Here is a 1169-nt window from a genome sequence, read left to right on the forward strand (position 1 = left end):
GGCTCTATCCGGCCGCGTTCGGGGTGCTCGCGCTCTCCCGGGCGTACGGTGTGGCCCGCTCCGCGGCGGTGCCCCGGTTGTTGCCGGAGGGTCTCGGCCTGTCCCAGGTGGGCGCCCGGGCCAGCGTCTACGGCACTGTCGCGGGCGCGCTGGTAGCGCCGATCGGGTTGGCAGCGTTCTGGTTCGGCCCGCAGTGGCCGCTACGGGTCGCGTCGGTGATCTTCCTGGTCGGCATGGTGATCTCGCTGCGGCTGCCACCGAAGGCCGACTCGGAGCCACCCGAGCGGGTCCCCCGGCCCCTGCGCGCGCTGGGCCGCCGCCGTGGTGACCGGCCACTGGGCCGGGGCCGACCGTCCGGTCGGCTGGTGATCGCCACCCTGATCGGCGCCGCGATGCTCCGCGCGCTCTACGGCTTCCTGCTGCTCTTCCTCGCCTTCGCGATCAAGAAGGGCGACCTGACCACAGTGGTGTTCGGCCGGGACCTGGGTGCCGAGTGGGCGCTGGGCGTCGTCGGCGGCGCGCTCGCGGTCGGCACCTTCCTGGCCACCGCCATCGGCACCCGGCTGCGCATTCACCGCCCGACCGCCATCCAGTCGAGCAGCATGATCATCGTGGCCGGCGTCGCGGTGCTCGCCGTGATCCAGTTCTCGCTGGTGATGGTCGCCCTGCTCTGCCTGGTCGCCGCTCTGGTCAGCGGGGTGGCGAAGCTGGCCGTGGACGCCTCGATCCAGGAGCGCATCCCGGAACGGTTGCGGGCCAGTTCCTTCGCCCACTCCGAGACGGTGCTGATGCTCGCCTTCGTCGCCGGCGGCGGGCTCGGGCTGGTGCCGTTCGACGGTCGGATGGGCATCGCCGTCGCCGCCGGGGTCGGCGTACTGGCCGCGATCCGGGGGGTGCTGGCCGCCGCCCGGCTGCGCGGCGAGAAGCTGGCCGGCCGGCCGCTCGGCGACGACGAGCTGACCGAGGACGAGCCGGCGGACGAGCCCGGGGATTCGGCACCGACCTCACCGGCACCGGCCCAGACCAGCTCCCCGCAGTACGACGACCCGAGCCTCGCCCCGCCGGGCTACCACATCTACCGCCCGTCGTCGGCGGTCGGCGGCCCGGGTGGCGGGGCCGACGACGAGACCCGCCGGGAGTCCCCCGGCTCACTCTCGTGACCGGTCTGC

1 protein-coding gene is annotated in these 1169 nt (G+C 74.3%); it reads left to right on the forward strand.

Annotated features, from left to right (window positions below):
- Positions 1-1160, forward strand: a 1160-nt coding sequence (locus KBX53_RS33620) for an MFS transporter (RefSeq protein WP_210863882.1), incomplete at its 5' end; no start/stop codon positions are given.
- Positions 1161-1169: the final 9 nt, after the last annotated feature.

This window comes from Micromonospora sp. M51 (genome assembly GCF_018070305.1).
GTDB lineage: Bacteria > Actinomycetota > Actinomycetes > Mycobacteriales > Micromonosporaceae > Micromonospora > Micromonospora parva.